The following is a 25,159-nucleotide window of genomic DNA, read 5'->3' on the forward strand; positions in this document are numbered from 1 at the left end:
ATAGAAATATCACAACGAGTTAGTTATAACTAACCTAATTAAATTATACTCTGATGAACATTTTACTACTAACCCCAAACAACATATTTAGCTCCAAAATAAAAACAAGTTAATTTTAAGTAGTTATGAATATTCTTTTAATGTTCATATCTAATAAGATATTCTCTGAGGATACTTATATTTGGTGTTGACATATTTGATTTTTTAATCAATCCTAAAAGTGCTCTATCTAAATATTCCATTTCATAATATGCTGATTTACAATGATCACTTATTGCAAGCCTGCCAACAGGTGTTAGTGCACATATCTTTAATCCATAATAAACTATTTTTCTGTGATTTTTTAGCAGTTTCAAAGTATTTTCAGGATCAATTTTATATCCTAACTTAACTAATACATCACAGCCTTCTAATATTGCATCAATAACAGTATTTAAAGCCTTTTTATTCCATGCTATTTTTTTCAAATCACAATTTGACATATATGCTAAATATGCAAGCGGCATAATCAATGCTATATGTGTCTTAAAAAAATCATCCATATTTTTGTGATAATGCACTTTAAACCTTGTTTCCATAAATATTTTTTCTATAATAGTTCTATAATCATTCTTCCCATCTAAATCCCCAATATCAAAATCCGGATATTTTGTATGTACACTAATCACTTTACTCTCTTCACGTCTTCCACCGATACTAAAAAAACCAAAAAGTATCCTAGGATTACTTGTCGATGTTTTTCTAATTTCCTCACTTATTTCTTTTGCTTTATCTTCATTGCCAACAAACACAAATAAAGGACATCTAACATTGGCGCTGATTGCTGGCAATACCTCTTTTACTTGCAAGTTCTGCATGACTACAAAAGTCACATCATATTGCTCATCTATCAGTAACTCTTTTACTATATTAATTTTATCTACTGTTGTTTTTCTTTGTAGCCAATGCCTAATTCCTAAGCCTTTTTCTTTTAGTTCTTCATATCTTTTGCCTCTTGCAAGAATTGTAACCTCATGACCTACCCTTTTTAATTCATGAGCCGCATAAGACCCTACGACACCTGCTCCATATATTAATATTTTCATTAACCTTCATCCCCTTAATAAATTTTCACTAAATACACACCTAATCGACAGCTTCAATATACAATTTTATAATATGCAATGTTTAACAATCTCAATCCATTTATTTGGCTCACATAAAAGAAGTTCTTCATGTAATAAACCATGTTGGATAATATGAGGTCTAATAAAATGCTGCTCATATCTATTTTTATATTGTTCTCCCATTTTAGCAGCATACAAGCAATGAATTGTTGTATTTGGTACTTCAATATTGTCCTCTAGTTTTGTTATAAGATCAGTATAAAATTGATTTTTCATACTCTTTTTAGTAACAAAGGACATATCAACACCACCTAAACCCATCATATAAAGTACATTTTTTGTATACTCTTCTCCACACTTTTTTAGCATATATTTTCTAAGGAATCTAGGAATTCTTCCACAATGCAATATCCCATAAAATAATAAAACAATAAGATTTGTTTGAACTACAGCAATTAGTCTTGTAGCTTGATCCAAATCTGAGCTGCCTAAAATTCCATGTTCCATATGAATTTTTTTTCGTTGCACCATCAAACCTACGAAAGAACCTCCTAAAGAGCACCCATATACAGCATGTATTTTCCCATTAAATCTTTGCTTAATATAATCTTCAATTTTTGCTACTTCAGTGAGCATATCACGAAACTCTGTTTTTTCTGTTTCGTCAAAACCATCATAGGATACACATACAACAAAAAAATCTTCTGCTAACAAATCTATTACCCGAGAAAAATTATTTTTCCAATGACAGCAGGTTCCAGGCAATAACATAATAGCCAAGTTTTCATCATTTCCAAATTCATATACTTTCAAAAGTATCACCTTCTCTATTATTTAAAATTTAGGCATGCTCCTATCTATATTATTAAATCAACTAACAAAGAATATAAAATTAAAATCAGCTAGTCATTTTTAACCCCATACAATTATACTTCTGTTATTTTTTATTACAAACTCTAAGATATATATTTAGCTACCAAATTAAAACTTTTCTAATACTAATTTTTTAGCAAAAATTCTTACCCTAGAAGACTATAATATTTGATGTTGACTATATATTATGATATACTTACGTCGATAATCATTGAACTTAACTGCTTAAAGTTTATAGAAGGAAGGTTTGTAATATGAATGTAAATGAATCAGCCGAAAATTATTTAGAAACTATTTTAATATTAAGCAAAAACTTGCCTGCTGTTCGTTCTGTTGATGTTGCTAATGAACTCAATTTTAAGAAATCTAGTGTGAGTGTTGCTATGAAGAATCTCCGCGAAAAGGAATACATAATTATAACAGATGAAGGTCACATTTCTCTAACTAAAGAGGGGAAAAAAATAGCAAGTATGGTCTATGAAAGACACACTTTACTATCTAGTTTGTTAGAATCTCTTGGAGTAAATGCCCAGATTGCTACTGAAGATGCCTGTAGAATTGAACATGTTATAAGTGCCGAAAGTTTTGAAGCAATAAAAAAGTATGTAGAAAAAAATATATTCAAAAATTAACCCACAATTATTTTTTTATAATTGTGGTTATCCCTTATAATGAGTTATATTTTATATACATGCTCTGCTTTATTGACATAAAACTATCTAAAATTCTATATTTCAAAAGTTCCTTCCTAACATCTTTTATACTATTTACTATTACTAAATTTACAATCTAATATTTTTTTCAATGCAGTACCACTACTCTGATGACATCGAATAAGTTCTGCTTTATTTGAATCTAAATTAGCTAAAGCACATTGTATCATTTTATGAGATACAGTATTTGTAAACAGGACTAGTAAATCGGGTTTTCCTATTTGTTTACCTAAATTGTTAGGCATTTGCGTAAATATTTTTGCTTTACAATTATAATTTTTACATATTCTTTTGTACTCACATACCATTCGATCATGTCCACCAATTATAACAATACTCATTTATCATCTCTCCTTTTTTATAATAAAAATTTTCTAAACTAAATTCATTATGTGTATTCTTTTAATGTTAACGATTATCTAGTTAATATGTTTTGCCATAACAACTAAAATATTTTAACTCTTCCTCTATTGTTCCTACTTTATATTTTCATTAAGTTAGTTTTAACTAACCCAATAATATAATACTCTAATTTCTTTCTATAATTCCTATAACTATATTTATTACTGTTAGAATTTTTACAATTATATCAGAACTAATTAATCTTTGAAAATATTCAAATTAAACTGATATTGGTTAGTTTGAACTAACCAATATCAGTTTAATACATTTTACACAAATTGTCTAGTGTTATAAAAAGAACTTTAAACACTTGAAATTGAATAATATCTATTAATTTATATAACAGCATTATTGATAACGATTTTCATTTACATTTTATTTGTTTTATGCTATATTATTTTCAGGCTTAATTTTATCGCGGCAAATTTCTGTATGGAGATGATAATTATTATGGCAAAAATGAGAACACCGAGATTTAAATTATGTAGAAGATTAGGATTAAACGTTATAGGACATCCTAATGCAATGAAGAGATCAAACAATGGCAGTGCAAGAAATGCTAAAAAACTTTCTTCTTACGGTATACAATTATTAGAAAAACAACGTTTAAGAGCATATTACGGAGTAATGGAAAGACAATTCTCAACTTATGTGAAAAAATCTCTTAAAGATAAGGAGCAAACTGGCTATTCTCTAATTAAAAGATTAGAATGTAGACTTGATAATATAGTGTACAGACTTGGATTTGCCAATTCATTAGCTGGAGCACGCCAAATGGTTGTGCATGGACATTTTTTAGTAAATGACAGCAAAGTAAATATACCTTCCTTTAATGTAAGTATTGGAGATGTAATTACTTTAAGAGAAAAATCACAAAAAAATGAATTATTTAAAAATAATTTTTTATCTAATTACTTAAATAAATATCCATATTTAGACAAAAGTGAAAATGATTTTTCAGGCACTCTTCTAAGATATCCTCTTAGAAATGAAGTACCTATTGAAATAAATGATTCCTTGGTTGTAGAATACTATTCAAGATTAAGTTAATAATTAAATTACTCTTAAAAGATAACTAAATATTTGATTTTCAAATATTTAGTTATCTTTATGATTAATCAATATTAAAAGGAGGTATTACGAATTTGAAATTCAATATAAAAAGTGAAAAAAATATTTGTAAGAATCCATATAAGCATCATTATTTCTGGGAACATAAAATTCTTAGAAATGATAATTTATGGGAAGGTTATTTTGAAAATGAATGCATAACTAAAAAGTCAAAAATAATTTATACTGGAATCCTAGATAATGAAAAAAACATAGTACACTTTGGTTTTGCTGTTTATCCATCTGTTTATAAACTATTAGGCTTTTTAGAGCATGTTTTCCTTCCTACAGCCTTTTTTACTTGGTTTGATCGCAAATCCCTTGATTTTTATATACCACTATCACCATATCCAACAGTTGTTAGTGAAGTCCTTGAATATACTAAAGATATTGATTTAAATATGATTAATTCTATAAATAATTCTTACGACTTCTTAAACAATTTATGGCTATTTGATGAAAAGCTGCTAAATATAGCTTTGAAGTCATTTTGTGAAAAATTTAATAATGAATGGGATAAAGATTTTGATCAAAAAATATTTTTAAAAGTATTTGATTCACCTTCTGATGTCTTCGACTTTGTAAAGAATTCAATTGGTTGGTCTGAGTATGATGAGTTCATAACCGAAGAGCTTTCTATGAGCTTAGATACTCTTAAATTTACTTGTAACAATGTTCTGACGGAACCTTTACTAAATAAAAAGTTCATTGATATATTAAATACTCATATGCCAATTTTATTTTAAAATATTTTCAAGAACTAATACTTGACAAAATTGTATATTAGTTGTAGTATCTTATTGAGAATGATTTTCATAATTATTTAATTAACCAAAGGAGTGATACTTTAATGAAAATAATATATTGGTCAGGAACAGGTAATACTGAAAAAATGGCTGAACTAATAAAAAACGGAATTGTAGAAGCTGGCAAAAACGCTGAAGTCACATCTGTTTCAGATGTAAATGTTGATGAACTTTTAAAAGATGAAATACTTGTTTTAGGTTGTTCAGCTATGGGTGATGAGGTACTTGAGGAATCTGAATTTGATCCTTTTATAGATGAAATTTCATCTAAAGTGTCAGGTAAAAAAGTTGCACTTTTTGGTTCTTATGGCTGGGGTGATGGTCAATGGATGAGAGATTTTGAAGAAAGAATGATTGGATATGGTTGTTCTATAATAGATACCCCATTAATAATTCAAAATGAGCCTGATGGCAATGAACAAGAGTGTTTAGATTTTGGAAAAAAAATAGCACTTGCATAAAGTTAACTACAAAATAATCTTAACATGTTAACTTATTAAACCTAGTTTACTATAACTTAATTGGTTAAATATTTTATGGCTATATTAACAATGAATACACATAGCTCCCTATATCATATAATTTGTTAATATGAATTGTATATTTTATACCTATTTGCGTGATTAACCAAATTGTATTTTCAGTTTGCACACCCTGAAAAACTTAACGCATGAATACAGACAGGCTCCTAATAACTAAAAATAAAATATATATTATCCATAAAATTATAATATATCAGGACTTTCTAAAAATAAAATTTAATACAATGGGATGAATTTATATAAATTTCATCAACATTCGTTGTATTATATTTATTTTAAGAAAGTCTTTTTATCTAGAGTTTAAAAAGCAAAATGCTCTATTTGTTTTATTTCCATTTATTATCTCCTACTCTTAAACGACAATGACTTTCTTTTACATCGATTATAGTATATGATATATTATTTTTAAGCTTCTATATATTCTTATTTGATTAATTAAAATCTAATAAAAATTTAATTATATTTTAGGCACACTTTAAAATTTTAAGGAGATTAAAATGAATTTTAGTAAATTAGACAATAAAACAAAAGGAATAATTTTTATAATATTATCCGCATTTGGCTTTGCTATGATGTCAGCATTTATTAAGCTATCTGGGGACCTTCCTTCTTTTCAAAAAACCTTTTTTAGGAATGCTGTTTCATTAATCGTTGCTTTTGGACTTATATTAAAAAATTCAACTAGCTTTTTTGGCAAAAAAGAAAATCAAAAACTTTTAATTATCAGATCCACTTTAGGAACCGTTGGAATTATTTTCAATTTTTATTCAATTGATAGGTTAGTTTTATCTGATGCAAATATGTTAAATAAGCTTAGTCCTTTCTTTGTTATAATATTTTCATGGTTATTTCTAAATGAAAAAATTAATTCAAAACAAATTATATCAATAATAATTGCCTTCATAGGAGCACTATTTATAATTAAACCTGCTTTTAATTTAGAGATAATACCTTCTCTAATCGGCGCATTAGGAGGTATAGCAGCTGCTGGTGCCTATACTTGTGTGAGAGCATTAAGTGGTAAAGAAGCCCCTAATACCATAGTGTTCTATTTTTCATTTTTTTCAAGCATAATAACATTCCCTTTAATGCTGTTATCATACGAACCAATGACCTTACTTCAATTTTTCTTCCTTATTGGTGCTGGCATCTCTGCCAGTCTTGGTCAATTTGGTATAACTTTTGCCTATAAATACGCTCCAGCCAGAGAAATTTCTATTTTTGATTATACAAATATAATTTTTTCGGCCTTAATTAGCTTATGCTTATTTGGAATCCTTCCAGACATTCTAAGCTTCATTGGATATATTGTGATATTTTTTGCTTCTTTATATATGTTTATATTCAACAAAAAATAAAATTTAAATCTTTATACAACATTTCCTGTTACAGAAATACTATCCTAAGCATAGTATGATATTGGATTATTTTCGAAACAGGCGATAAGCATCAAGCTGAATATAAAAGGTTTAGAACTTATAGGCAAGGGTACTCAAGGTAAGGTATATAAAATAAACTCTCAAAAGTGTATAAAAATCTTTAAAAAAAAGAAAGATTGCAATAATGAAGTAAACTCACTAATAATGGCTCAAAAAGATGAACATTTCCCTAGGCTCTATGAATTTGGAGAAAAGTACATCATCAGAGAATACATTAATGGAGTTGAATTAAATGAATATTTGCTGACAAAAAAGCTTACTGGTCAAATCTCAAGCAAAATTATTAAGCTATATGATTCTATGGTTAAGGTAGGATATTTAAGACAAGATGCTGCAATTTTTCATATTATAGTATTACCTTCTGTTGAACTAAAGCTCATAGATACAGCCAAAGCAATGAAAAAAAGATCAACAATACCAAATTTACTTATTAGTGGTTTAGAGGATATTGGATACAAAGAAGAATTTTTTAATTTTTTAAAAGATAACAGACCGGAATTATATATTCAATGGATAAATTATTCTAAGAAAAAATATAAAAAGAAAGGTTGAACACTTAATAAATAATTTTGGCTTTTGGTGGTGATATAAAAATGAGATTTTTAGTTTTAAATGATTCAAAAGGTAAAGACAATGGTATTAATAGAAAAGTATTATCAAAACTTCTAATTGAATCTTGTAAATTAATTCCTAATGTTGATTATATTATATTAGGTGGCGATAACATTGCTGGCAGCAAAAAAGAAAAGGAAGTAACTAACCAACTTCAAAACTTAAGAAGTTTAATAGAAAAATATTATCCAAGAACTCCTTTAATACCGGTGCTTGGAAATCATGAGGTCAATAATGAACCTGAAGACGATAGCTTCGAAAAAATTTTCAGCATATTTTACAAGGATATGTTGCCTGATTCTGAACTTAGAGATTATAACAAGACAGTATACCATGTTGATTTTGAGGACACCAGACTTATAATATTAAACTCTTTTCACTTTAATGAGATACACAAAATTTCAAAGAAACAACTTTTATGGTTTAGAGAAGCTGCTTCAGCGGATATAAAAAATAAGATTGTATTTGTTCATTCTCCTGCTTTTCCTACCGGTGCACATTATGGCAATTGTCTCGACAGTTTTCCAGAACATAGAGATGCTTTTTGGAAGTTAGTTAATGACAATAATATAGATATTGTATTTTCAGGCCATGAACATAATTATTCGAGGCGTGAAATAAACTATGGGAAGAGCATTTATCAAGTTATAACAGGTGGCTGTGGAGAAAAACTTAAAGATAAGTTTAAAGATAAAAATGGAATTGTAATAGCCCCTATTGCCAAATTCCATTTTGTTGTCATTGATATTACTATTAGAGGTATTGAAGTATATGCAATAAGTTCAAAAGGAGAACTTATTGATAAATTTAAAGTGGATAAATAAAGCCATTAAAATATACTTAATATTATTTTACATTTTATAAAAAAATGAAGGAACTTTAGGGCAATTAACCTGTATTCCTTCATTTTTTCTATACAACTTTATTTATGACATTTCTTCTTAGAATCACAGCTATCACAGCCACAATTACAAAACTTTCCTTTTTTTATATCTTTGTATTTTTTATATAAAACATATCCAACATATGCACCTATAAGTGCCAAAATTATGTAAGTTGTCATCTCTATCACTCTCCTAAAATCTTATTTAAAATAATTATTATTTTCCTAAAATAAAGATCCAATTTGGAATACTAGTGTTGACATTCCCCATGCTACAGCCAATTGGAATAAGATCATAAATATTGTAAATTTCCATGAATTTGTTTCTTTCTTAACCGTTGCAATTGTGGCCATACAAGGCGTATATAGTAGACAAAATATCATAAGTGAGTATGCATTAAGTGGTCCAAATCCATATTCTCCAAGACTTCCAGCCATAGCTGCCATTCCAGCTACTGATGTTATATTAGAAACACTGAATAATACTGTAAAGCTTGATACAACAACTTCTTTAGCAGCTATTCCAGATATAAGTGCTACAACTATTTGCCACATTCCAAGACCTGCTGGCTTTAATACCGGCACCAATCCTCTTCCTATGCTTGCACCAAAACTTTGAGAGATATCTTCTACCATTCCAGTAAAATTGAAATTTAAAATAAACCACATAAAAATTGAAGCTACAAAAATTGTTGTTCCTGCTTTTGATAAATAATCTTTAACCTTTTCCCAAACATATATTGCTATTGTTCTTGCATTAGGAGCTTTATATTCTGGAAGTTCTATTAACAAGGTATTAACTTCTTTCTTATATCCTATTTTCCCTGCAATAATAGCCACTAAAATTGCAACAACTAGTCCAATTACATACATTGAAAAAGCAACTGCCATTGCATAATTTGGAAAGAACACTTCTGAAAATAAAACGTATATAGGTAACCTAGCACTACACGACATAAATGGTGTTATAAGAATAGTCTTTAATCTATCTTTTTCATCTTCAAGGGTACGTGCTGCCATCACTGCTGGAACTGTACATCCATATCCTAATATCATCGGTATAAATGCCCTTCCTGATAACCCCATCTTACCCATAAGTCCATCCATAACATAAGCAACTCTTGCCATATATCCACTGTCCTCTAAAAACCCTAAAGCTAAGAAAAGAATAAAAATATTAGGTAAAAAAGTTAATATTCCTCCAACTCCAGCAATAATACCATCTACTATTAATGATGTTAAAGTAGCACCAACATTTAAACTTTCCAGTAAAGTTTTTGTTGTTTCTGAAAACGCATCTAATCCTACTTCAAAACCACCTTTTAAGAAGTCACCTATAGTAAAAGTGAAGAAAAATACTAAGGCCATTATAATTAAAAATACAGGTATGCCGAAATATCTGTTAGTTAATACACTATCAATCTTATCAGTTGCTTCAGCTTTTTCATCTTTATTAACTAAAACTTCTTCAATAATTTCTTCAATAAAATCATATTTTTGATTAGTAATGTCTGCTTCATAATTTCTATCAATAATATCTGATAAATCAACTGGATATTTTTCTTGTATTTCAATATCCATTTCTAATAATTTAATTGCATGCCATCTAACATTATTTATTACTCCATATGTGTTTTCTAATCGTTCAGATACAAGATCAATTTTTTCTTCAATTTCATCACTATAAACAACTACACATTCTTGATGATGATCATGTTTATGTTTACTCATCTTATTATTTTTATGCTCATGCTCTAGATTGTCCAGCTTTTTATCTTTATGATGAACTACTGCATGCATTAATATGTCTAGTCCTTTTTTCTTCCTTGCAGATACAGGCACCACAGGAATTCCTAGCATTTCTGGAAGTCTGTGAAGGTCAATCTCCATGCCTCTTTGCTCTACTATGTCCATCATATTTAAAGCTAGCACGACAGGCTTTCCAAGTTCTATTAATTGAAGTGTTAAATATAAATTACGTTCTAAACTTGATGCATCTGCTATGTCAACAACAACATCTACTTCATCATCTAAGATATATTGTCTAGATACCTTTTCTTCCATTGAATAAGAGGTCAAACTATATATTCCAGGCAAATCTACTAATTTAAAATCATTCCCCTGATATTTATAACTGCCTTCTTTTTTTTCAACACTAACACCTGGCCAGTTTGCGACTTTAAGCTTTGCTCCTGTATAAGCATTAAACAAAGTTGTTTTTCCACAATTGGGATTTCCCACAAAGGCAACATTTAATGATTTCTCCACGTCTATTCCTCCTCGCTGACTAAAATGCCTTCTGCTATTTTCTTTCCTATAGCTAATCTTGTTCCTCTAACTTTAAATATAATTGAACCACTTTTCTTATTATTTAGTATTTTTACTCTTGTTCCATTTGTTAATCCAAGAGCTTGAAGCCTCCTGCCTATATTTTCATCAACATTTATATTTAAAACTATATATTCATTTCCTATAACTCCATTAAGTAAATTCATAAAATCACCTTCTCTAAGCTTGTAAAGTCTCTCACATATATATTTAGTTCTCAATATATATATTACACTAAATGAGTTTTCACTTCAATAGTGAGTGATAATCGTTATCTATTGTAAAATATTAACTATAATAATGAATCTATTACACATTAAAGTTCTTCATTAAAACCACATCAAAAAACGCTGAAAGTTTGATTATACTTTCAGTCTTTATTTATAGATGTCCAAATTAAAAATTAAACTTATAAATGGAATATACATGCATCATTGAGAAATTATAATCGTAACACTACACTAGAAATCAGATACATTTTTCTGGAAGCAGTCATGTGAAATTGAGCTGTGATGGTTATTAGTGGAAGGTTGTTCCACTTTCTGCTTGTCATAAATTCACTTTAGGAACATGCAGAAATGGGCGCAACCTTACACTTAGAACCCATCCAGCGAAAATTTCACTAGTCCTGTGGAAGATAAATGTGTCTGATTTCGGTAAGTTTTGCATAAGTATAATTCTTGCATTGTGTATCTATAGTATAGTTCTTAATTTTTAATTTAATTTTATATGATTAAATTTTTTAATTTTTCTTTTATATTCATACATTTTCTTATCAGCAATTTTTAACAATTCTTTAAATCCCTTTCCTTGCTGTGGGAAATTAACCATACCATAGCTATAACTACAAACAATTTTATTATCTTCATATATTATTGGAGTATTTCTGAATTCTTTACATAACCACTCTAATTTTTCAGTTAATGTTTGAATTGTTTCATTAGTAAATACTCCTACAAATTCATCTCCACCAAATCTCCCTAATATATCAAAATCTCCAAGTAATTTTATTAATTCCCTTGAAAAAGTTCTGATTAATTCATCACCAACATGATGTCCATAATTATCATTTGTAAATTTTAATTCATTTAAATCAAATACCACTAGCACACATTCTTTGTTTTCTTCACTCTCAATGAAATTGCGAATTAATTGGTCAAAATAACTTCTATTATATACATTAGTTAACTTATCATATCTAGATAAATATATAGTCTGTTCGTAAAGTTTATGCTTAGCTATTGCTATAGATACCTGAGCTCGCATATATTCCATTAATTCTAATTCTGTTTCCTTAAAGAAGTTTCTACATATGCTATCTATATTTAAAAAACCATAAAGTTCACCCTCTATGATGATTGGAGCACTTATAGCAGATTTTATCATTGCTCCATCCTCAGTATCCAGTATCTCCCTACCTTCTATTTTGTGTATATCATTAATAATAACTGTTTTGTCTATATCCTCTCCTCCACTAAAATGACCGAAATGATCTTCAAGCTTAACTGAAAATCCTTCAGCTTCTTCTAAATTATACCCTTTTGAAACAGCTATTCTTAAGTTATTATTTTCATCTAAAAGTAAAATAGATCCACAACTTTTTTCATCAATACAATTTATAACTCCATTTAAGATTAATTGAAGTAAATCATTAATATTAGAAGTTTCATTAATTGAATATCCTATGTTCAACATAGTTTCCTTTAACTTTGATAATTTATTTATTAAATCGAGATTATCAGATAATTCTTTTCTTTGAAGTTCAATTTCAGTAACATCATTTAAAATTAAAATTCGTCCAATTATTTCATTAGCATTTCCATATATATTATTAATGTTAAGCTTATAATACTTTAAGTCTTCATCATTTTCTATACGTACTAAACAATCTTCGCTAGATCCATTATTTAATGCATTCAATATTTCTCTATAATTCATTAATATTTCATAAACCTTTTTATCTCCAGGTTCTATATCCATTAATTCTAAAATAATTTCTTTGGATGAATTATTGAAATTAATTATGTTATCTTCATAATCTAATATTATAACTCCATCTGACATATTATAAAATACTTTCTCTAACGCTATTGGTGTTAACTTTAATAATTTAAATTTGAATATAGCAAAACTTGAAATCATACCTGAAACTGAAAATGCAAGTGGACATAAATCTATATTAAATTGCAACAGATGTAATAAATAAAAGATATCAGAAATCCAAGGGATTATCCAAGCTAATATTAAAAAAAGTATCTGCTTTCTTATAATTGAAACAACTTTAAAATAAGTTACTATAAAAATTACCAAACCAATTGACATTGACATATATGTATAAACAATATTCACCCAATACCAAGGCCCTTTTACCAGCTCCACAATAGGAAAAAGGCCATCATTATTCATATATACTTCTTTGTAAAATAGATGATGAAAATCATTTGTATAAACCATTATTAATATTATAATTGGTATAACATATAATAATCTTAAAATATATTTATTAATTTTATCCTTATATCCTAGAAATTGAAGCACAAACAATAACCAAACTGCAGGCAAAAACGCTATACCAAGATATTCAATTTTAACAAAAAACATTACCCATTCTAAGCTTGTACAAAGGATTTCAATTCCATATCCAAATGAATATATAATGATAGGTACCAAAGATAAAGTTACATATCTTTTATCTCTCTTCCATGCATAGTTTCCTATATAAATCAGCACACATGCCGATATTAATAACAATAAACATAAAAAGAAGTTCAAGTTCAACAATCTCACCTCATGTAGCTATTATAACACATGATTGTAAATATGAAACAATAAGTGTATAAGCATCCACTTAAAAAAATTCCTTCCAAAACATAACTAAAGCAAAATGAGTATCTTAAGATAATTAAAAATCATTTTAAGATACTCATTTTCATAAATACTATCAAGCCCTATTCCATTTTCCCAAAAGAAATATAATATTATACATTCCTTAATATAATTTTATCAAAGTATTCTAACAAAATTCTAACAAATCACGCCAAAATAATAATAATCCAAAATACTTCTTAATTTTTATGATATCTTACAAACTTTTAATAGAATTCTTTTTAAATATTTATTTAGTCTCTCTAGATTTCTTTCTATTAATCAATCTTAACAGTGTCAAAAAAGCTCCAATTAAACTTATTACTCCTGCTGCTATATATACTGCGCGCATTCCATATACAAAGGCATCATTTCTCCCTGGTACATAATCTGTAACGCGATATCCAATTACATAGCTCATCATACTATATAAAAGTGTTGTAGCCAAAGCTATCCCGCATACCATTCCTATATTTCTCACAAGTGCATTTATACTACCCGCAATACCAAGCTTGTCTTTTGGCACTGTTGACATTATTAAAGAATTATTAGGTGGTTGGAATAATCCCATCCCCATTGACATAACTGCAATAAATATTATCATAGTTAGAAAGGATGAATCCACATTAAAAGTAGACATTAGGAATAATCCCAAACTAACAAGCATTAATCCTATGAATGTTAAAACTTCTGACCCAATTTTATCTGATAAAGCTCCACTTGCAGGTGATGCTACAATTAAAATTAAAGGATTAACCATAAGTATTAAACCAGCATTCTGTGGCGAATAATTCATTACATCTTGAAGATAAAAAGGCAAAATAATGTTATTACAAAATATTGCTATAAAAGTTATGAAGGCACAAAATATACTTAAGGAGAATAATTTATTACTGAAAATTTCTAATTGTAGCAATGGATTTTCTTTTTTCTTTTCTACAATAATAAATAAGATAAATGAAATAATTGCAACAGTAAAACCTAATAAAATTATTGAATTTGTGAAACCAAGGGATAAACCCTCTTCTAATGATAAGAAAAGTGGAACTACTGTAAGCATAAATAATGCTGCCCCAACTCCATCAAGCTTTCCTTGAATTCTTTTCTTATCTTTTGGTAATAATTTTCGAGCAAAAAACAATGCTATTATTCCAATTGGTACATTTATTAAAAATATAAATTCCCAACTAAATGCTCCAACTATAAAACCTCCAATCCCTGGTCCAACTAAAGAACCTAAAGCTACAGAAGTCCCTAAAAACCCTAAGGCTTTACCTCTTTCATTTTGAGGAAAAGTTTCAGTAATAATTCCTTGATTATTAGCCATAGTACCAGCAGCTCCTATAGCTTGTACAACTCTTGCTATAATCAAAATAGGAAAGGAATTTGTTATTCCACAAAATAAAGACCCTAAAGTAAATAATCCAACTCCAAATTTAAACATTTTTGATTTTCCAAACATATCACCTAGTTTTCCAAAAATTAATACCGTACCAGCAATGATTATTAAATAACTTGTTACCACCAATTGAATACTTGCAGTTGTGACCTTTAAAGCAGTTGCCATTTTAGGCAATGCAACATTTACAATACTCCCATCTAAAGTTGACATAAAGGTTGACATTAAAACTATAAACAAGATTGTCCATCTACTTGTACTTTTTCCTTCTATTAATTCATTTTCTGCAAATTTTTTTTCATTTATATTTATATTCATTATTATTCCTCCACTTAAAATAGTAGTAAACTTCATATAAAATGCGCTACACTTCTTCCCTTAACTTCTGTGTTCTATCTAAAATCTTCTTTAAGGATTCTGTAGTTGTAAACTTCTCTTCTTCTGTTAAATCTTCTGTTACTATATCAACTACTGCTCTAATATCTTTGCGAATTTTTGGTATAAGCTCCTTAGCTTTTTCTGTCAAATATAAGTTATATGCTCTTCCATCTTTTTCATCTTGTTTCTTATATACAAATTCTAACTCAATAAGTTTTGTAATGGTTCTAGCTGACATTGCCTTATCATTTCCTATTTCTTTACTTAATTTATTTTGAGTAATCCCCTCATTTTTTTCTAAATTAAATATATATGGAAGTGATCCACTACTTAAATTGTAATTTTTCAAGACTTTATCTAAAAAGATTTGTGTATTTCTAAAAATCTTACTATTTAGCGCTATAAAATGAATAGATTCTTTTTCCACCTTTTCTCCTCCTATTAGTTGACTAATCAACTATATTATATTCATTTAAGGTTGACTAGTCAACCTTTTCTTGATAACTTTAAAACTTCTTTATTTCTTAAATTACCCAGTTTTCTTAAGTTAAATAATTGTCTGTAAAATAGAAAGAGGCTATCTATAAAATCTAGATAACCTCAAATTTAATTACTTAATAATTTTAAATTCATATCCTTGTTTCTTTAAATATTCAATTATCCCTGGCAAAGCTTTTGCCGTTTCTTCTTTTCCATAAGTGTCATGCATTAAAATTACAGCTTTTTCTCTATTTCCTATAGTTTTTATAGCTTCCTCTGTTAATGCAGCTGCATTTTTGTGCCCAGCTTCTGCATCACCAGATAATGCATTCCAATCTATTTGATGCCAATCTTTTTCATGTAATGCTTTGTCAACAGCATCTGCTCCTTGAGGATCTTTTTTAGCCCAAGTTATTTGTCCACCAGGAAATCGAATGGCTCTCGTTGAAAAATCCTGACCTAAAACATTTTTTAAGGTTTTATCTGTCTTTTCAAAATCAGACATACAATTTTCTAAGTTTATTTTTCCATTTGGAAATAAATAATTATAATCGTGTGAATAAGAGTGTATTCCAATTGAATTTCCTTCTGCTATTTCTCTCTTCACTAAATTTTTACTTTCATCATTTTTATCTACATATTTTCCTATAAGAAAAAATGTTGCATTTACATTTTCAGATTTAAGTATGTCTAATATTTGAGGCGTAACTGTTTCTGATGGGCCGTCATCAAATGTTAAATATGCAACTTTTTTACCATCAGCTCCAGTGGGTTTTTGCCCTTTAACTTGCTGCTCTATATACTTTTCTAAGTATGCAGCATTTTCAACATTAGTATCACTTTCTTTATCTACAGAGCTATTAGTTTCCTCTTTATCTTGAGTATTTTCTTTAGAATCTTTATTTTGTGCCGAATCAATAGCTTGGACTGTTTTCACATTTAAAGAGAATTTATGCGCTGCAAATCCACTCACTAAAATCAAAACTAATATAACTGAAACAAACAATATAACTCTTTTCATTTTCTTTGCATCTTTCCTTTTATCTTTATTGTTACTATGGTTTAATCTCATTTCTCTACCTCGTATTTATTTCAATTTACTAAAAGAAAACTTTGGTTGTATTTCCTATTACATTTGATGCTTAAACTGACTATTATATAGATCTGTATAAATTCCACCTTTGTTTACAAGCTCATCATGATTTCCTCTTTCAACGATTTTACCATTTTTCATAACGAGAATTACATCAGCATCACGTATAGTTGAAAGTCTATGTGCTATAACAAAACTTGTACGACCCTTCATCATTGAAAGAAAAGCATTTTGTATTTTCAGTTCAGTTCTTGTATCTACATTACTTGTTGCTTCATCCAATATAAGCATTGGTGGGTCTATAAGCATTACTCTAGCTATAGTTAAAAGCTGCTTTTGTCCTTCTGAAAGATTTCCTCCAGATTCTGTTATCATAGTATCATAACCATCTGGAAGTCTTTTTATAAAACTATGTATAAAGGCTGCTTTAGCTGCATTTTCTACTTCTTCTAAAGATGCATTTGGTTTACCATAAGCTATATTATCTCTTATAGTCCCTTCAAATAACCAAGTATCCTGAAGCACCATACCAAACTGACTTCTAAGATTATTTCTTGTTAAGTCATTAACACTATTACCATCTACAGTAATTCTACCTTTGTCCAAATCATAAAATCTCATAAGCAAGTTTACCATTGTGGTTTTCCCCGCTCCAGTTGGGCCTACGATTGCTATTGTACTTCCTTTTTTTATATCTACACTAAAATCCTCTATAAGTGATACTTTTTTATCATAAGAAAATGACACATTTTCAAATTTTACATTTCCTTCACAGCTTTCTATTTTTTCAGCATTATCAGAATCTGCTTTTTCAGGCACTTCATCTATAATAGAAAATATTCTTTCACAAGATGCAATAGCTGCTTGAAGCTGAGTAGCTACACTTGTAATATTGTTTATTGGTTGTGAAAATTGAGTTGAATAAGTTAAAAAACTTGAAATAACACCAACACTTAATCCACTTAAAACTGAAAGTATTCCTCCAATAAGACCAACTAAAATATATGTAACATTATTTACAAATCTTGTTGCTGGATTTGTAAGGGATGAATAAAATTGCGCAAGTTGACCACACTTATAAAGTCTTGCATTGATTCCAGAAAAATTTTCTTCTGCTCTTTCTTCATAACCAAATAGTCTTACTACCTTTTGATTTCCTACTATTTCTTCTATATAGCCATTTAATTCTCCCAAAGTTTTTTGCTGTTCTTTAAACATTTTGTTTGATCTCTTAGTAATAAAAGAAGCTATAAGAAAACATAATGGTGTCATTAATACTATGACTATAGTTAATTTAAAACTTAAGCTTAACATTAAAACAAGTGAACTTATTATTGTTATAATACCTGGATAAAATTGCGTAATTCCTTGAAATAAACCATCTGAAACATTATCCATGTCATTTGTTAGCCTACTTATAATATCCCCATGTGGATTTTTATCAAAATACTTTAATGGAAGAATACTTATCTTACCTAATGCCTCATTTCTAAGATCCTTTACTGTGTTATACGCTACAATGTTAGCAACTATAGTAAATAACCATGTAAATAGTGCACTTATAACATAAATCACACCAAGGGTTATAATTGTTCTTATTAATCCATCAAAATCTACTTCACCTTTAGTTACTATATAATCAATAGCTTTTCCAACTATCAATGGCATAAATGCAATAAGTACATTACTTATTAAAGCAAATATCAATGATGCAAACATGTATCCTTTATATTTTGAAACATAACCAATCAATCTAGAAAATGTACTTTTCTTCATTTACATAGCCTCCTTTGTAATTTGAGAACTACATATCTCTTTATATACGTCTGACTCTTTAAGCAATTCTTCATGAGTTCCAACACCTGCTAAATTTCCATCGTCTAGAACTATTATTAAATCAGCATCTTTTATTGTACTGATTCTTTGAGTAACCATAATTACAGTCATGTCTTCTGTATTTTCTCTAAGTGCTTTTCTAAGTGCCGCATCAGTTGCATAATCTAATGCACTTAAACTGTCATCCATTATTAATATTTCAGGCTTCTTTACTAAAGCTCTTGCTATAGTAAGTCTTTGTTTTTGTCCACCAGAAAAATTAACTCCTCCTTGGGAAATATGTGTTTCATACTTCTCAGGCATTTTCTCCACAAAATCTGCAGCCATCCCAATTTCAGCAGCTTTTTTAACTTCACTCATATCCGCTGTTTCATTTCCCCATCTTATATTTTCTGTTACTGTTCCTGAAAATAAAATTGCTTTTTGTGGAACTAGGCCTACATTTTCATCTAGTTCTTTTTTGTAGTAATCTCTTACGTTAACTCCATTAATTAAAATACTACCTTTAGTTGTATCATATAACCTTGGAATCAAATTAACTAAAGTAGTTTTTCCAGATCCTGTACCACCTATTATTCCAACCGTTTGACCTCTTTTTATTTCAAAAGAAATATTACTTATAGCATCTTCTTTAGATCCTTTATAGGCAAAAGATACATTGTCAAATTTAAGTACTGGAATAGCTTCATCAGTAACTTTATTAAATTCACTGCTTCCTTCATATTTAATACTTGAATCAGTATTAAATATTTCATTTACACGTGCTGCACTAGCTGCTGCTTTAGTAAAGGTAACTATAAGATTTGCCAATACTATAAGTGCAGATAAAACCATGTTTATGTAATTTATATAAGCTATAACTTTTCCTGTTGTCATTCCACCTATGTTTACCCTTATTCCTCCAAACCAAATTACAGCCATAAGTGCAAAATTCATTATTATACTTGTAACTGGATTCATAAGGGCAGATATTTTCCCTACTTTAATTGCAGTACTTGCAAGCTCTTCATTTGATTCTTTAAATCTAACTTTTTCACCTTCAACTCTAGAGAAAGCTCTTATAACCCTTACTCCAGATAAATTTTCTCTTAATATAAGAGCTAGCTTATCTAGTTTCTTTTGAACTACTTTATATAGTGGAAGAGACTTATTCATAATAAGATATATTGCAAAAGCAAAGAATGGTATTGATAAATACATTATTAATGATAATTTAATATCAAGATACATTGCCATTACTATTCCACCAATACAAAGAAAAGGAACTCTTATAGCAAGTCTTATAACCATAGCTAGTCCAAGTTGAAGTTGATTAACATCATTTGTAACACGATTAATAAGTGATGGTGTTCCAAAAGCATCAATTTCATTGTAGGAAAAAGTTCCTATCTTTTTAAACATCTCATTTCTAAGAATTGTTCCAAAGCCTTGTGATGCAAAGGAAGAGAAATATTGACATGTAAAAGATGATAATACTCCTAAGATTGCCATCAAAAGCATTATTAATCCTATCTCAAATATGTAGTTAATATTTTTTGTTCCTATACCTTTATCAGTTATAAGAATCATTATTGTAGGTATAGATATTTCAAAAACTGCCTCAAGCAGTTTAAATATTGGTCCTAAAATAACTTGCTTTTTATAAGGTTTTACGAATTTCAATAAATTATTCAAGGGTTTTCCTCCATTCTTTAATATATTCTTGAATATTTTTCAACTTTCCTTTATCATTATATCAAAAAGATATCCATATAAAAAATACATAATATATATGTGTATCATACAATTTTTATATATATCGCAAAAAGAATCATTCAAGATATAAAGATTTCCAAAGGAAATCAACCTTCATTGATCATTGATAATTGCAATATATTAGGAGGTTAAGGAATGGATATTAAACAATTAAAATATTTCTACACAATTGCTGAAGAAGGTCAGATAACAGGTGCTGCTAAAAAACTACATATAGCACAACCTCCTTTAAGCTATCAATTGAAATCTCTCGAGGATGAATTAGGAGTAAAACTCGTTGAAAGAGGGAGCCGAAATATTAAATTAACTGATGCAGGCCATTTACTATACAAACGAGCTAAACAAATACTATCTTTAACAAAATCAGCTGAAGATGAATTAAGAGATTTTGTCCAAGGGACTCAAGGTACTTTGTCTATTGGTACTGTATCCTCCTCTGGTGCATCACTTTTAGATAATCGACTTAGTACTTTTCATGATAAATATCCATTTATAAATTTTGAAATTCATGAAGGAAATACTTTTGAGTTATTGGAATTATTGACTAATGGAGTAATCGAAATTGCAATCGTAAGAACTCCTTTTAATAATTTTGGTTTAAACTCAATTTTATTACAAAAGGAACCTATGGTTGCAGCCATGTCAAGAGATTTGTGCTGGACTGATAAAAATACTATCGAAATTGTCGAATTAAAAGATAAACCACTAATTTTTTATAGAAGATTTGAAAATCTAATATCAAAGGCATGTGAAAACTATAATTTTCAGCCAACGGTATATTGTAAAAATGATGATGCAAGAACTTCATTGCTTTGGGCAAATTCTGGACTTGGAGTGGCTATTGTCCCTAAATCTGCGATAAAATTAATAGGATCATCTGATATAATTGTTAAGGAAATTATATCAAAAGAATTATCAACTCAAATAGCTATTATATGGCCTAAGACTGGGTATTTATCAACAGCAGGAAAGAATTTTCTAAACTTATTTTTAGATACATAACTTCTAATCACTATTGTATATCTCAAAATAAAAAAATCACAGGTGAATTTGATTTGTTTTTTATTCTTTTCTTATACACATGCCTTTTCATATATTATCCACAGATTTTACTGCATTATAAATTCCTCGAGAATAAAAAATCTCTAAAGGATTTCCTATTTTGATAATTGATAATGGACAATTGAGCATTGATAAGTATGGATATAAAAAGCAGAAACTCTAATTTTAATTTAAGTTAGAGTTTCTGCTTTTTAATAAATTATATAACTAAATTTTAAACTTATTTATTTCTTCATTTAAATTTTTTGCAACATGTTCTAAGTCTCTTGCATACTTTGACACTTCTTCTGAACTAGCTAATACTTCTTCCGAAGAGGCAGCTATTTCTTCAGAAGATGCAGAGGTTTCTTCAGAAACTGCGGTGATATTGTCTATAGTCGCAACAATTGAATTTTTTGAATTCATTGTAACTTGTAAAGATTTATCTACCACATCAACAGTAGGTCCTATATTTGCTACTGCTCCCATCATTTCTCTTAGGGCTACCAAAGTACTATTTACATTTTCTAACTGTCTTTCAACTAAATCAGTAACATTCCCAGAATTATCAATAACATCTTTAGTTTCATTACTAATTGATCCTATTAATTGTTTAATTTCTTCTGTAGATGTCTTTGATTCCTCTGCTAATTTTCTTATTTCCTCAGATACAACTGCAAAACCTCTTCCAGCTTCCCCAGCTCTTGCAGCTTCAATTGCAGCATTTAGAGCTAATAAATTGGTTTGTTCTGAAATACCATTTATAATATCAGTAATGCTGCCTATCTTGGATACACTTAAATTAAGACTATTAATCTTCTTTGTAACTTCTCCAAACGAAACTTTTACTTCTTCTATTGTTTTCAATAAAATCTTCATTTGATCACTGCCTGTGTATGCTTTTTCTTGTGTTAACGAAGCACTATCTCTTACATCGCTGATTTTATTGCGAATATTATCCAATTCATCTGATAATTCTAAAACATTGTTAGAAATATTTACCAAATCAGACGCTTGTTGTGTGGCTCCTTGAGATACATCTTGAATTGCATTTGTGACATCACTTGTAGCAGAAGCCATTTGTTCTGCATTTGAATTTAAACTTGATGCCATTTCACTAACATCTAAGGATTCTTGATTTATTGTACTTAATGTATTCTTTAAATAATTTGACATAACATTAAAGCTATCAGCTAATACACCAATCTCATCATTACTATGAATTTCAATTGTATCCCTCAAATCACCCTGCGCAATTTCTTCTGAAGCTTGAACTAATTTGTTTAATGGATTTATTATTCCCCTTGATATTTTTAATAATACAACAATGGATATTAAAAATATTACAACTGCAATACCAACTATAATAACAAGCATATTAATAAAAGCCTTCTCCGCTATTTCCATAGAAAGTCCTAAATTAATAGCACCTATTAAATCATTTCCATTGTGAACTGGAACTAATACATCATATACTTTTATTCCATTGTAGTTAAATATTGATGAATATTCCTTACCTTCTACTGCTGCAGTTTTACTTCCAATATCATCAACTTTTTCACCTATTTCATTAGTTTTGCTACTTGCAGTTTGAGTTAAGTTTTTATCAATAAATACAGCATATTCTATACTTTTATCTTCAGCTAATTTTTCAACCAAAGCTTGAACATCAACAGCTTGGCTTAATTTCTGAACCTTGTTAGCAATTACTCCAATTTGAACCATTCCCAAACCACTTTTTGAAACATAACCATATTTATAATAATCGTTGGTTTCTTTACTTTTTCTAATATTCTCTACAAGAAAATCTTTATCTCCTTTTAATACAGGATAACTTATGTGCTTGCTATCAAAAGATGCCCCTATACTTGTTGGTAGATTAGAATAAATTATTTTACCAGTTGGATCACAATAATTTATTTCATCTATTTCAAATTGTTTTGCTAAATTAGTTAAATATTCATTATTAACTTTATCAGAATTATTTAAGATAAAAGAACCTGTAGTTCTAATCTTATCTGAAATAGATTGATTTATGGAATCCATAGCTTCATTGTCTATCTCTACTTGAGATTTAATCTGTTTAGCTAAATTCAAACCATCTGTTTGCATCTGCTGCATTAAACTTTTTTGACTAATTGTTATAGCAACAGCTGTTATAGCTACTATAACAACAAATACTACAATCAGTGGAATTGTTAATACCTTAAATTTTATTGAACCTTTTTTTTTCATATTTCCCCCATTTTATTAACATTAATTTATATATAAACAAATTATAATTAAATGAATTTGTTATAATATCATTTTATTTCTAGTTACCGATCTCACTTATATTAACCTTTGCATAGTAAACATATTCGGATTTTGGATAATCTTCCTTAACTTTATTTAAATATGCACGTGCATTAGCATAATCATTCATGCTTTTATAACACATTCCAATTTCATACGTAATCCATGGTAGTAATTTTTTATCTGGAACAAATTCATATGAAATTAGCAATTTAGGAAGTGCTTCCGTATATTTATTTTGTTTGTATAAACTGTTTCCATCATTATATATTTTCCACATAGGATTTGGACTTAAGTTTTGCTTTAACTGACTAAACTTAGATTTTGTATCATCATCAAGATTTCTACTTTTCATATCAACTAAAATTCCTGCAGCTTTCTCATAATTTTCAGAGTTTAAAGCTTTTTCAGCATCATTTAGCATATTTAAAGTTTCATTTTTATAAGCATCATCTTGCAAGTTCGCATTGGCTGCATTCTTTGGACTAATTTCAGTCTTTACATTATCATCAGCTTTTTTTTCTACAGAAACTCTATCATTAATTAAATTTGTACTTGTTTGCTCCTTAGATACAACAGTATCATTCTTTTTAGTTTCAGAATTATTCTGTTCACTTTGACTTACGTCCTTAAATTTTGTTAACATTCCTTGCATAATTTCAGGATGTAAATAACTTATCCCTGTTCCCGCGGCAATAACCATAATAACTGCTAAACTTATAGCCATTTTTTTACCTGAACCATTACCTTTATCACCTCTGACATTATACATATCTTCAACAGTTTCTGTAACAGTTGAAGTTTTATATATTGATTTTTTAGATGACAAACTTTGTAAATATTCCTTAACCAAATCATTATAAACTGCATATTTATTAAGGCTTTTAAAAAGTTTTTCTGCTTTTTTATATTCATTCATACACACATAACATAAGCCCATAAGTTTAATAGCCTCTGTAAATTCTTTATTATAAGATATAGCTTTTTCTAAATCACTTATAACCTGATCAAAATTACCTTTCTTCATTTCACCTAAAGCTACATTATATAGAATAATAGATTTCTTAATATTCTCATCGATTTTATACTTGCTTAATTCAATCTCCTTAACATTAAATGGATATAACTTTTCTATTTCCAAATTAAAATCTACCAAATAAATCCCTCCCATAAAAAGTTTAATGTAGCAATAAATTTCTCATA

General features: G+C 28.5%; 22 protein-coding genes. 8 read left to right on the forward strand and 14 right to left on the reverse strand.

Annotated features, from left to right (window positions below):
* Positions 1–137: 137 nt before the first annotated feature.
* Together CSPA_RS18940 and CSPA_RS18945 are read right to left on the reverse strand one after the other, a co-directional pair.
* On the reverse strand, positions 138–1,085 hold the full coding sequence (locus CSPA_RS18940) for a ketopantoate reductase family protein (RefSeq protein WP_015393974.1): 948 nt from the start codon (positions 1,083–1,085) through the stop codon (positions 138–140).
* A 66-nt stretch (positions 1,086–1,151) separates the two neighbouring features.
* Positions 1,152–1,928: an alpha/beta fold hydrolase gene (locus CSPA_RS18945; RefSeq protein ID WP_341274115.1), complete on the reverse strand. Its 777-nt coding sequence runs from the start codon at positions 1,926–1,928 to the stop codon at positions 1,152–1,154.
* A gap of 305 nt (positions 1,929–2,233) precedes the next feature.
* On the opposite strand from CSPA_RS18945, the gene CSPA_RS18950 reads away from it, so the two are divergent.
* Positions 2,234–2,611, forward strand: coding sequence for a metal-dependent transcriptional regulator (locus CSPA_RS18950; RefSeq protein ID WP_015393976.1), 378 nt, complete (start codon positions 2,234–2,236; stop codon positions 2,609–2,611).
* A 131-nt stretch (positions 2,612–2,742) separates the two neighbouring features.
* Here CSPA_RS18950 and CSPA_RS18955 read toward each other — a convergent pair whose 3' ends face one another.
* A complete protein-coding gene (locus CSPA_RS18955) occupies positions 2,743–3,033 on the reverse strand; it encodes a DUF2325 domain-containing protein (protein ID WP_015393977.1) in 291 nt (96 codons plus the stop codon).
* A 511-nt stretch (positions 3,034–3,544) separates the two neighbouring features.
* Between CSPA_RS18955 and rpsD the strand changes: the two genes are divergently transcribed.
* The 6 genes from rpsD (at position 3,545) to CSPA_RS18985 (ending at position 8,427) form a co-directional block, all read left to right on the forward strand.
* Positions 3,545–4,144 (forward strand): 30S ribosomal protein S4, encoded by a 600-nt coding sequence (rpsD, locus tag CSPA_RS18960; RefSeq protein ID WP_015393978.1) that lies wholly within the window; start codon positions 3,545–3,547, stop codon positions 4,142–4,144.
* 95 nt (positions 4,145–4,239) lie between these two features.
* The gene (locus tag CSPA_RS18965; RefSeq protein WP_015393979.1) at positions 4,240–4,950 is read left to right on the forward strand and encodes a hypothetical protein; all 711 of its coding nucleotides are present in this window, start codon (positions 4,240–4,242) and stop codon (positions 4,948–4,950) included.
* A 104-nt stretch (positions 4,951–5,054) separates the two neighbouring features.
* On the forward strand, positions 5,055–5,471 hold the full coding sequence (locus CSPA_RS18970) for a flavodoxin (RefSeq protein WP_015393980.1): 417 nt from the start codon (positions 5,055–5,057) through the stop codon (positions 5,469–5,471).
* Between the two features lie 578 nt (positions 5,472–6,049).
* A complete protein-coding gene (locus CSPA_RS18975; RefSeq protein WP_015393981.1) occupies positions 6,050–6,910 on the forward strand; it encodes a DMT family transporter in 861 nt (286 codons plus the stop codon).
* A gap of 225 nt (positions 6,911–7,135) precedes the next feature.
* Positions 7,136–7,543 carry an RIO2 family protein gene (locus CSPA_RS18980; RefSeq protein ID WP_015393982.1) on the forward strand — a complete coding sequence of 136 codons (408 nt, stop codon included), beginning with the start codon at positions 7,136–7,138 and terminating at the stop codon, positions 7,541–7,543.
* Positions 7,544–7,584: 41 nt separating this feature from the next.
* A complete protein-coding gene (locus CSPA_RS18985) occupies positions 7,585–8,427 on the forward strand; it encodes a metallophosphoesterase family protein (protein ID WP_015393983.1) in 843 nt (280 codons plus the stop codon).
* Positions 8,428–8,525: 98 nt separating this feature from the next.
* On the opposite strand, the gene CSPA_RS29255 is transcribed toward CSPA_RS18985, so the two are convergent.
* From CSPA_RS29255 to CSPA_RS19025, 9 genes are all read right to left on the reverse strand, one after another.
* Entirely contained in the window at positions 8,526–8,666 is a 141-nt protein-coding gene (locus CSPA_RS29255) for a FeoB-associated Cys-rich membrane protein (RefSeq protein WP_015393984.1), read from the reverse strand.
* Positions 8,667–8,711: 45 nt separating this feature from the next.
* A complete protein-coding gene (gene feoB / locus CSPA_RS18990) occupies positions 8,712–10,754 on the reverse strand; it encodes a ferrous iron transport protein B (RefSeq protein ID WP_015393985.1) in 2,043 nt (680 codons plus the stop codon).
* 2 nt (positions 10,755–10,756) lie between these two features.
* Positions 10,757–10,981 (reverse strand): FeoA family protein, encoded by a 225-nt coding sequence (locus CSPA_RS18995; protein WP_015393986.1) that lies wholly within the window; start codon positions 10,979–10,981, stop codon positions 10,757–10,759.
* Between the two features lie 547 nt (positions 10,982–11,528).
* Positions 11,529–13,565: a histidine kinase N-terminal 7TM domain-containing protein gene (locus CSPA_RS19000; protein ID WP_241393381.1), complete on the reverse strand. Its 2,037-nt coding sequence runs from the start codon at positions 13,563–13,565 to the stop codon at positions 11,529–11,531.
* 364 nt (positions 13,566–13,929) lie between these two features.
* A complete protein-coding gene (locus CSPA_RS19005) occupies positions 13,930–15,396 on the reverse strand; it encodes an MFS transporter (RefSeq protein ID WP_015393988.1) in 1,467 nt (488 codons plus the stop codon).
* A 46-nt stretch (positions 15,397–15,442) separates the two neighbouring features.
* Entirely contained in the window at positions 15,443–15,883 is a 441-nt protein-coding gene (locus CSPA_RS19010) for a MarR family winged helix-turn-helix transcriptional regulator (protein WP_015393989.1), read from the reverse strand.
* Positions 15,884–16,066: 183 nt separating this feature from the next.
* The gene (locus CSPA_RS19015) at positions 16,067–17,008 is read right to left on the reverse strand and encodes a polysaccharide deacetylase family protein (RefSeq protein ID WP_015393990.1); all 942 of its coding nucleotides are present in this window, start codon (positions 17,006–17,008) and stop codon (positions 16,067–16,069) included.
* A gap of 57 nt (positions 17,009–17,065) precedes the next feature.
* Entirely contained in the window at positions 17,066–18,805 is a 1,740-nt protein-coding gene (locus CSPA_RS19020; RefSeq protein WP_015393991.1) for an ABC transporter ATP-binding protein, read from the reverse strand.
* A complete protein-coding gene (locus CSPA_RS19025) occupies positions 18,806–20,539 on the reverse strand; it encodes an ABC transporter ATP-binding protein (RefSeq protein WP_015393992.1) in 1,734 nt (577 codons plus the stop codon).
* A 216-nt stretch (positions 20,540–20,755) separates the two neighbouring features.
* Here CSPA_RS19025 and CSPA_RS19030 point away from each other — a divergent pair, with 216 nt between their 5' ends.
* Complete coding sequence (locus tag CSPA_RS19030; protein WP_015393993.1) at positions 20,756–21,622, forward strand: LysR family transcriptional regulator; 867 nt, start codon at positions 20,756–20,758, stop codon at positions 21,620–21,622.
* 267 nt (positions 21,623–21,889) lie between these two features.
* Here CSPA_RS19030 and CSPA_RS19035 read toward each other — a convergent pair whose 3' ends face one another.
* The gene (locus CSPA_RS19035; protein ID WP_015393994.1) at positions 21,890–23,896 is read right to left on the reverse strand and encodes a methyl-accepting chemotaxis protein; all 2,007 of its coding nucleotides are present in this window, start codon (positions 23,894–23,896) and stop codon (positions 21,890–21,892) included.
* A gap of 79 nt (positions 23,897–23,975) precedes the next feature.
* Positions 23,976–25,112, reverse strand: a complete 1,137-nt coding sequence (locus CSPA_RS19040) for a tetratricopeptide repeat protein (RefSeq protein ID WP_015393995.1) — start codon at positions 25,110–25,112, stop codon at positions 23,976–23,978.
* Positions 25,113–25,159: the final 47 nt, after the last annotated feature.

This window comes from Clostridium saccharoperbutylacetonicum N1-4(HMT) (assembly GCF_000340885.1).
Lineage (GTDB): Bacteria > Bacillota > Clostridia > Clostridiales > Clostridiaceae > Clostridium > Clostridium saccharoperbutylacetonicum.